Annotated in this window: 7 protein-coding genes; all 7 read left to right on the forward strand. The window is 32.9% G+C overall.

Going from position 1 to position 9,363, the window contains the following annotated elements; translation table 11 throughout:
- The first annotated feature begins 470 nt into the window (after positions 1-470).
- The 7 genes from FPG59_RS10470 (at position 471) to FPG59_RS10500 (ending at position 9,283) form a co-directional block, all read left to right on the forward strand.
- Positions 471-794 (forward strand): helix-turn-helix domain-containing protein, encoded by a 324-nt coding sequence (locus FPG59_RS10470; protein ID WP_072944222.1) that lies wholly within the window; start codon positions 471-473, stop codon positions 792-794.
- 787 nt (positions 795-1,581) lie between these two features.
- Positions 1,582-4,659: a type I restriction endonuclease subunit R gene (locus FPG59_RS10475; protein WP_086454551.1), complete on the forward strand. Its 3,078-nt coding sequence runs from the start codon at positions 1,582-1,584 to the stop codon at positions 4,657-4,659.
- Positions 4,631-5,503 (forward strand): Bro-N domain-containing protein, encoded by an 873-nt coding sequence (locus FPG59_RS10480; RefSeq protein ID WP_254906683.1) that lies wholly within the window; start codon positions 4,631-4,633, stop codon positions 5,501-5,503. Before FPG59_RS10475 ends, FPG59_RS10480 begins: the two co-directional genes overlap by 29 nt.
- Positions 5,504-5,962, forward strand: a complete 459-nt coding sequence (tnpA, locus tag FPG59_RS10485; RefSeq protein ID WP_086454553.1) for an IS200/IS605 family transposase — start codon at positions 5,504-5,506, stop codon at positions 5,960-5,962. It begins immediately after the preceding gene.
- A gap of 166 nt (positions 5,963-6,128) precedes the next feature.
- Positions 6,129-7,754, forward strand: a complete 1,626-nt coding sequence (locus tag FPG59_RS10490) for a class I SAM-dependent DNA methyltransferase (RefSeq protein ID WP_086454554.1) — start codon at positions 6,129-6,131, stop codon at positions 7,752-7,754.
- Positions 7,747-8,997, forward strand: coding sequence for a restriction endonuclease subunit S (locus FPG59_RS10495; RefSeq protein WP_086454555.1), 1,251 nt, complete (start codon positions 7,747-7,749; stop codon positions 8,995-8,997). Before FPG59_RS10490 ends, FPG59_RS10495 begins: the two co-directional genes overlap by 8 nt.
- Complete coding sequence (locus tag FPG59_RS10500) at positions 8,987-9,283, forward strand: hypothetical protein (RefSeq protein ID WP_086454556.1); 297 nt, start codon at positions 8,987-8,989, stop codon at positions 9,281-9,283. Before FPG59_RS10495 ends, FPG59_RS10500 begins: the two co-directional genes overlap by 11 nt.
- Positions 9,284-9,363 lie beyond the last annotated feature (80 nt).

Raw genomic sequence — 9,363 nt, forward strand, 5'->3', positions numbered from 1 at the left:
ATTTGAAACTACAAATTAAGAGCAAAAACTATGTTCAGCTAGGTGCTATTTCCGTAAAAAAAAGTAGGTTTATTGATAAAAAACAGCTGTGATAAAATTAGGAATGGAATCCATAAATTTCTGTAAGTATTTGAATTACAATATTAAATAACATTCAATCATCTTTTTAAATCAGAATTTGGAAATCAATATCGCTGGTATTTGCAGCATAAATACTAACGGCATTTAATCCTAGATATTTACAGGGTAAACGTTCCAAATCCTCTACAAAAAAAATCGACATTTGTAAGTACAGCGCTACTAAAATGGATAGGTCGAAACTACATTTTTCGAAATTAATAATTATTATCAATTGCCATCCAATCAGTAATCATTAGAAATTAAAAGCCAAACTCTCCCTTTTAAGGACATCTTTCATCTCCAAAGTCGGTAATAAATACTTTTACATGAGATTTAAATAACCGATCACCATGAAGCCATTTACTTTTGACCAAATACCTGTAATGATGAACAAAATTCATGATAAATTGGAGCATTTGGAAAAACTTATTCTAAGAATCTCTATTGTAGAGGAAAATGAGAACGAAATTCTAAACATTCAAGAAGCATCAAAACTTTTAAATCTATCGGTATCAACAATCTATAGTAAAGTATGTAAAAGGGAAATCCCCGTCAATAAACAAGGTAAACGCATTTATTTTTATAGACATGAGTTAATGAAATGGATTAAGTCCGGTCGTGTAAAAACTTATTTAGAAATCAAAAACGATATTGAAAAGAGGTCAAAAATCTAAAGCTAATACTAGATTTTTGACCTCTTTTCTTTTTACCCCTAATATCTAAATATTCTCATCATACAAGACTTAGTTTTTTTATGTTAGTAACATAATCAACATTCAAAGTTTATAACTATTTTTGCATAAACAACTCCCATGAGTTATGTTATCTTGATTAAGGATACTTTGTTTTGTTTTGCGATAGTTTGCTTTAAATTGTACCATAATTGTACCATCTAAGTTTAAAACCCTATTAAAGTAAGGAAAGTTATTTTCTGTATCGGAAAATAATTTCATCAACTCTTTACTCCCAATATTCTGGCTGCCTATTCCTGCTATACACTACAAGTCCGCGGGAATCGCCTTAAAAAACATAAACCCAAAACGAGCTTCCGTTGGTCGCTGTTTTGGGTTTTGTTTTTATTGGACTCCTACCCTTGCGGGCTTTTCGTTGCTATCAGGGGCAGAGTGAATTGGTTAGTTCAGAACTTAAAGTATTGTTGGCGTGAAGTCTTACTCAATGATATGGCAACAGTAGTCTCATTCTTTTGTTCTGCTGACTCCAAGTGGATCAATGCACAACGAATAGAAGTTTCGGGTAGATTTGAATTAGCTGTTTTACATCTAAATCATAATTAAACCCCAATTAAATAATTGCAATTAAAAAGAAGCTTGAAAATGAATACTGTTTATTGTTTTCGCTCCACTTTACACATTTTCTTCTACTTTCTTCTACTTTCTTTAATTTTTCTCTTAGTGATATCTCTACTTTTCTTACATTTACAGTGAAAGATAAAATCATTAAATGAAATTCAACGAAGATTCAAGAGTAAAAATCCCTACCATATTGCATTTGATGCGGTTAGGTTATGAATATTTGTCTTTAAATAGTCAAAAATGGGATCAGTCTACTAATATTTTTACGGATATTTTCAATCAAAGTATTAAAAGACTTAATCCAGAAATGAATGATGGTGATGTCTCTAGGTTTTATGATGAAGTTGCTCTTAGTTTAGAGAATGAAGATTTAGGAAAAGTTTTCTTTGAAAAACTAACTAATAAGTCAGGTGTTAGATTAATAGATTTTGAGAATTTTAATAATAATACTTTCAATGTTGTTACTGAGTTAAGTTGTAAAAAAGATGATGAAGAATTTAGACCAGATATAACGCTCTTAATAAATGGTATGCCATTGGTTTTTATTGAAGTTAAAAAACCAAATAATAGAGATGGAATTATAGATGAACATAACAGAATAGAAAGACGTTTTCAAAACAAAAAATTCAGAAAGTTTGTCAATATTACGCAACTAATGGTTTTCTCCAATAATATGGAGTATGACAGTAGTTCACCTACACCAATTGAAGGTGCTTTTTATGCAACAGCTTCTTATGATAAACCATCCTTTAATTATTTTAGAGAAGAAGAAAAATTCGATTTAAATGCCATACTTTCTGAAGTTAACGAATCAGAAGAAAATTTTGTTTTAAAAGATACTAATTTGGTTGGTATTAAAAATTCACCTGAATTTATTACTAATAAAAACCCAGATACACCTACAAATAGAATTTGTACCTCTTTATTTCAATTGGAACGTTTGAAATTTATGTTGCAGTATTCAATTGCTTATGTGAAAGGTTCCAAAGGTTTGCAAAAACACATCATGCGCTATCCGCAGCTTTTTGCTACCAAAGCTATTGAAGCCAAACTAGAACAAGGTGTAAAAAAAGGAATTATCTGGCATACACAAGGAAGCGGAAAAACGGCTTTGACATTTTATAACATTAAGTATCTAACGGATTATTTTCAGAAAAAAAATGTCATACCAAAGTTTTATTTTATTGTAGATCGATTAGATTTATTAATTCAATCAGCCAAAGAATTTAAAAGTCGTGGATTAGTAGTTCATGAAATTAGTTCCAGAGAAGCTTTTGCAAAGGATATAAAATCAACTAGTGTGATTCATAATAATTCAGGTAAAGCTGAAATTACTGTTGTTAACATACAAAAGTTTCAAGATGATCCAGATGTAGTTAGAAATACAGATTATCAATTAAATATTCAACGGGTGTATTTCTTAGATGAAGTACACAGAAGTTACAATCCAAAAGGTAGTTTCTTAGCGAACCTTAACGAATCGGATTCCAATGCGATTAAGATTGGTTTAACAGGAACACCACTTTTAGGAAACGATTACAATTCGAAAGCTTTATTTGGAGGTTATATTCATAAATACTATTACAATTCATCTATTGCAGATGGATATACTTTGCGTTTAATTCGTGAAGAGATTGAAACTAATTACAAGCTGACATTAAAACAAGCTCTGGAAGAAATCGATGTGCTAAAAGGCAATGCTGATAAGAAAATTGTCTACGCACATCCTAAGTTTGTAGAGCCAATGCTAGATTATATTGTTCAGGATTTTGAAAAAGCCAGAATCTCGATGAACGACAATACAATTGGTGGTCTGGTGGTTTGTGATTCTTCGGAACAAGCCAAAATGCTGTTTGAAATATTTGAAGCCAAATATGCTCCGAAAGAAATACTTCCTAGTGATCTTCTTATGGCTGCTGAACCGCAAGAATCTTATGGAGAGAAAAAGAGAATAGAAAGTAAAGTTACCACTGCGGCAGTAATCTTACATGATATAGGAACTAAACAAGATAGAAAAGATAAAGTAGAAGAATTCAAAGATGGTAACATTGACTTTTTGTTTGTGTATAACATGCTATTGACTGGTTTTGACGCGCCAAGATTAAAGAAATTATATATTGGACGTGTAATTAAAGCCCACAATTTATTGCAAACCTTAACCCGTGTCAATAGAACTTATAAAGATTTTAGATACGGATATGTTGTTGATTTTGCCGATATTCAAAAGGAATTTGATAAAACCAATCAGGATTATTTTAATGAGTTGCAATCAGAGTTAGGGGATGAAATGGAGCATTATTCTAATATCTTCAAGTCGCAAGAAGAAATCAATTCTGAAATTGATGAAATCAAAGAAATATTATTTCATTTTGACACTAAAAATGCCGAGATTTTTTCACAACAAATTTCTCAAATTAATGATAGAAGCGAGATTTTAAAGATTACTCGAGTTCTAAATAATGCAAAGAGTTTATATAACTTGATTCGACTTTCAGGAAATTACGAATTGTTGGAACAACTCGATTTTCATAAGCTGACAGTATTATCTCGTGATGCTAATAATCGTTTAGCATTGATTAATGCAAAAGAAGCTCTGGAAAGCAGTATTGATACCTCAAACCTATTGAACATTGCTTTAGAAGATGTTATTTTTGCATTTGTAAAAGTGAAGGAAGAAGAAATGGTTTTGGCAGATCAACTCAAGAACATTCTTCAAAAAACCAGAGAAATGCTGGGAGGTAATTTCGATCAAAAAGCACCCGAATTTATTTCGTTGAAAGAGGAACTGGAGCGCTTATTCAAAAAGAAAAATTTGAATGAGGTAACCAAAGAGGAAATGGAACGCAACATCAAGGAACTTGAAAAGATATACACGCAAGCCAAAGAATTAGAACGAAAGAACCAATTGTTGAGAGCCAAATATGATAACGACGAAAAATACGCCCGCTTGCACAAACGATTAATGGAAAAAGATCCCTTGACGGATAGCGAATCCAAACTTTTTGAAGCCTTAAACGGATTGAAAATAGCCGTTGATGCACAAATTATTCAAAACTCTAAAATGCTAGAGAACGAGAGTTTTGTGGAACGTATGGTAATGCGATTGGTGATTGACCAGTTCAAAAATAAACAGCATTTGGAATTGGATGCAACCACAACCAAGCGCATCAACGGAATGATTGTCAAAGAATACATGAATGAGTTTTATGGACGAACAGCCTATTAATATGAAACAGCAAGAAGCCATTCAATTATTTGAAGAAAAAAAAGTAAGAACCCTTTGGAATCAAGACGAGGAAAAATGGTATTTTTCTATTGTTGATACTGTGAGTGTTTTAACAGAGAGTGTCGACCCTAATGCCTATTGGCGTAAGCTAAAACAGCGTTTAAAAGCAGAAGGAAATGAAACCGTGACGAATTGTCACGGTTTGAAAATGAAAGCGGCCGATGGAAAAATGCGATTGACCGATGTTGCTGACACCGAACAACTTTTCAGGTTAATTCAGTCGATACCTTCGCCTAAAGCGGAACCTTTTAAAGTTTGGTTGGCGCAAATAGCTGCAGAACGTTTAGACGAAATGCAAGATCCTGAATTGACTATTGACAGAGCATTGGAACAATATATGAGTTTGGGTTATTCGGAAAATTGGATTAACCAACGCTTAAAAAGTATTGAAATCCGAAAAGAATTAACAGATGAATGGAAAAGTAGAGGATTGAAAGAAGGGCTACAGTTTGCAACACTTACTGATATTATTTCTAAAGCCTGGTCGGGGAAAACAACCAAAGAATATAAAATGCTCAAAGGCTTGAAAAAGGAAAACCTGAGAGATAATATGACCAACACCGAATTGATCTTAAATATGTTGGCAGAAGCTTCGACCAAAGACATTTCGAAAGCGACCAATCCTGAAACTTTTGAAGATAATAAGGAAGTAGCCCAACAAGGCGGTAATGTTGCCAAAGTAGCCATGAAAGAATTAGAATCCAAAACAGGCAAAAAAGTAGTGACTGCATTAAATGCAAAAGACAGTTTAAAACAAATAGAAGACAAAAAGAAAGACGAATAAATGAGCACCTATTCCCAAATATACATTCAAATTGTGTTTGCTGTAAAAAACAGACAAGCACTAATTGCTAGTTCTTGGGAAGAAGAATTATATAAATACGTAACAGGTATAGTTCAAAATAAAGGACAAAAAATGTTAGCTATTAACGGAATGCCTGATCATATTCATATTTTTATAGGAATGAAACCTAGCTGTTGTCTATCGGACTTAGTTAGAGAGGTAAAAAAAGCCTCTAATGGATTTATAAAAGAAAAAGAATTTTCAAAATATAAGTTTGAATGGCAAGAAGGATTTGGTGCATTTTCATATAGTCACTCTTCTTTGGATAATGTAATTGGATATATCAAGAATCAAAAAGAGCATCATAAAAACAGAAGTTTTAAAGAAGAGTATATTGATTTTTTGGAGAAATTTAATATTGAATTTAAAAATGAATATTTATTTGAATGGATTGAATAGAATCCGAAGGATTCAAATGTTTGTAAAAATTAAATCATACAATGACAATACGACCCCGGTGGGGTCGAACCAATTAAACGAATAAATTTCTATAAATATAAAACCCCTTCGGGGTATGACAAGAAACAACAATAACGAATCAAACAGATTCACATATTTAATATAAATGACCACTACAATACAATTTGAAAAGCAAACCAAAAACCTCATAGACGATTTAAAAAGCGTTTGTGCTAATTATGGTTTGGGAAATGACGGAAACGAATTCAAGATTATCACACAAGTATTTTTATATAAATTCCTGAACGACAAATTTGTTCATGAAGTAAAACAACTGGATGACAAAATAGCCAAAGCCGACAATTGGGAAGCCGTTTTAAAAAGCTACAATGACAACGACTATGAAATGCTGATGATGCAAATGAGCGAAAGTACCGCCCGCTTGCAACCCAAACATTTTATTTCCAGCTTATTCGAAAGACAAAACGAAGCCAATTTCTCGGATATATTTGACAATACTTTGCTGGATATAGCCAAAGAAAACAGCGATTTATTCTCGGTATTGACTGAAGGCGGCGAGAAAATTGTCTTGTTCGAAAAAATAAGTAAATATGTAACCGACAAGCGGGATGATTTTTGCAAAGCCATTATCAACAAGCTGATCAATTTTAGTTTTGAGAATATCTTTCATGAAAAATTTGATTTTTATGCTACTATTTTCGAGTATTTAATTAGCGATTACAATACCAACAGTGGTGGTAAATATGCCGAATATTTCACACCGCATGCCGTAGCCAAAATCATGGCACGTTGTTTAGTGGATGGCGAAGTAAGCAATGTAACTTGTTATGATCCAAGTGCGGGATCCGGAACCTTGTTAATGAATTTAGCACACCAGATTGGTGAAACAAAATGCACCGTGTATTCTCAGGATATTTCACAAAAGTCTTCGAACCTATTGCGACTGAATTTAATCTTGAATGATCTCGTACATTCGATACCGAATATTGTAAAAGGAAACACGATCCTCGAACCGTACCACAAAGACAAAAACGGACGCTTGCAGCAGTTTGATTACATCGTTTCGAATCCTCCGTTTAAATTGGATTTCTCTGATTACGTGGCTGATTTGGACAGCAAGGAAAACCACGAACGCTTTTTTGCAGGAATGCCTAATATTCCTAAAGCCAAAAAAGACAGCATGGCTATTTATCCTTTGTTTGTGCAACACATTATGTATTCGCTTACCGCAAAAGGGAAAGCGGCTATTGTAGTACCCACAGGATTTATCACGGCACAAAGCGGTATTGAACGCAAAATACGAGAGCAAATGGTAGAGCGTAAAATGTTGCGTGGTGTAGTAAGTATGCCGAGTAATATTTTTGCAACCACAGGAACCAACGTTTCTATTTTGTTTTTAGATAAAGAAAACAGCAAAGGTGATATTGTCCTGATGGATGCTTCCAAACTGGGGACTACCGTGAAAGAAGGCAAGAACCAAAAAACATTATTATCACCAAAAGAAGAAGATTATATTATTGATACGTTTAATAACCACGAAGCTAAAGAAGATTTCTCGGTAGTAGTTTCTTATGACGATATCAAAGCCAAAAACTACTCCTTGAGTGCCGGACAGTATTTTGAAGTAAAAATTGAATATACGGATATTTCACCAGCGGCATTTGAAGCCAAAATGAAAACTTTTGAAAGCAATTTGAGTGCGCTTTTCAGCGAAAGTAAAAAATTAGAAGCAGATATTAAGTTTCAATTAAATACTTTGAAGTATGAATAAAGTATTTAAATATGTTCCAATAACTGATTTACTTGAAACAATAATTGATAATAGAGGGAAAACTGTACCCACAAGTGAAAAAGGTATTCCATTAATTGCTACTAATTGTATAAAACATTCCAGTATATATCCAACTTTAGAAAAAGTTAGATATGTAAATGAAGAAACTCATACTAATTGGTTTAGAGCACATTTAGAACCTAATGATATATTATTTGTAAATAAAGGCACTCCTGGAAGAGTATGTTTAGTTCCTGATCCCGTAAGTTTCTGTGCGGCTCAAGATATGATGGCTTTTAGATGCAATGATGATTTAATTGATTACAAATACTTATTTGCCGTTTTACGTTCTGACGAAATACAAAAAAAAATTGAAAATAATCACGTAGGACTTGTAATTCCTCATCTTAGAAAACAAGATTTATCAAGTATACTAATCCCAATTAGAGATAGAAAAGAACAAGAATTAATTGGAAATTTTTATGTTTCTCTTTCAGAAAAAATAGAACTCAATAATCGCATCAATGCAGAGTTAGAAGCGATGGCAAAAACGCTTTATGATTATTGGTTTGTACAGTTTGATTTTCCTGATGCTAATGGAAAACCTTATAAAACTTCTGGAGGAAAAATGGTTTGGAATGAGGAGTTGAATAGAGATGTTCCTGAGGGGTGGGAAGTTGAAACTATTAATGAATATGCAGACTTTAAAAATGGTAAAGGTATCAAGAAAGAACATCTTAATGATACAGGACAATTTGCTGTTTATGGTTCTAATGGAATTGTCGGAAGGACTGATCACGTGTTATTTTCAGAACCTGTAATTGCAATTGGAAGGGTTGGTGCAAATTATGGAGAAGTTCATTACTCTTTAGATAAATGTTGGATTTCGGATAACTCTATTACAGCACAACCAGTTAAAAAAGAATATTTTTGGTGGTTAATTCTCATACTTAAAAATATAAATTATTCAAATATAGCAGGTGGTTCAGCTCAACCATTAATAACTCAAGGGCAATTAAAAGCATTGCCGATTGCTGTTTCAAATAATTTTTTAATTGAAGATTTTCATAGAATAATTGATTCTTCATATTTAAAATTAAACAAAAACATAAAAGAAAACCAAGAACTCGCTTCGCTTCGCGATTGGTTGTTGCCTATGTTGATGAATGGTCAGGTTAGTGTGGGTGATGTTGCCGAAGAGTTGGGAATGGTTGCGGAGGAAAGTGCACGTTATGGAAAATAAAAGTACACATCCTGAGATCACATTGAAACTACAGTCAGGAGGAATGATTGAATTTGAAAAAACGGGAATCCTACCTAATTATTTGGTATTCACTTCCCGAGAACTCCGCAAAACATGGCGTTTAAAACTAAAAGCAGATACACAAAATGGGGTTTTAAAAGTGAATGGGCAAATTACATTTCATTATTTTTTTGATGGTTTAGGATGTAAAATTCAATCTTTAAAGGATGGTACAATAACTGAAGGATGGGAAATTGAAGAAATATTGATGGAGTTGAGAGATTAATTATCGTATAGGTTTGGTAATATTAAGGTAAGTGTTAGTAAGGTTTAGAGAGAGTTAAGAATGGTTGCGGAGAGTACAGA

The organism is Flavobacterium sp. FPG59 (assembly GCF_002150205.1).
GTDB lineage: Bacteria > Bacteroidota > Bacteroidia > Flavobacteriales > Flavobacteriaceae > Flavobacterium.

Excerpts from the sequence above, each read along its gene's own strand:
- FPG59_RS10490 (WP_086454554.1), top strand. The coding sequence starts at position 6,129 with ATGACCACTACAATACAATTTGAAAAGCAAACCAAAAACCTCATAGAC.
- tnpA (WP_086454553.1), top strand. The coding sequence starts at position 5,504 with ATGAGCACCTATTCCCAAATATACATTCAAATTGTGTTTGCTGTAAAA.
- FPG59_RS10500 (WP_086454556.1), top strand. The coding sequence starts at position 8,987 with ATGGAAAATAAAAGTACACATCCTGAGATCACATTGAAACTACAGTCA.
- FPG59_RS10495 (WP_086454555.1), top strand. The coding sequence starts at position 7,747 with ATGAATAAAGTATTTAAATATGTTCCAATAACTGATTTACTTGAAACA.
- FPG59_RS10470 (WP_072944222.1), top strand. The coding sequence starts at position 471 with ATGAAGCCATTTACTTTTGACCAAATACCTGTAATGATGAACAAAATT.
- FPG59_RS10480 (WP_254906683.1), top strand. The coding sequence starts at position 4,631 with ATGAGTTTTATGGACGAACAGCCTATTAATATGAAACAGCAAGAAGCC.
- FPG59_RS10475 (WP_086454551.1), top strand. The coding sequence starts at position 1,582 with ATGAAATTCAACGAAGATTCAAGAGTAAAAATCCCTACCATATTGCAT.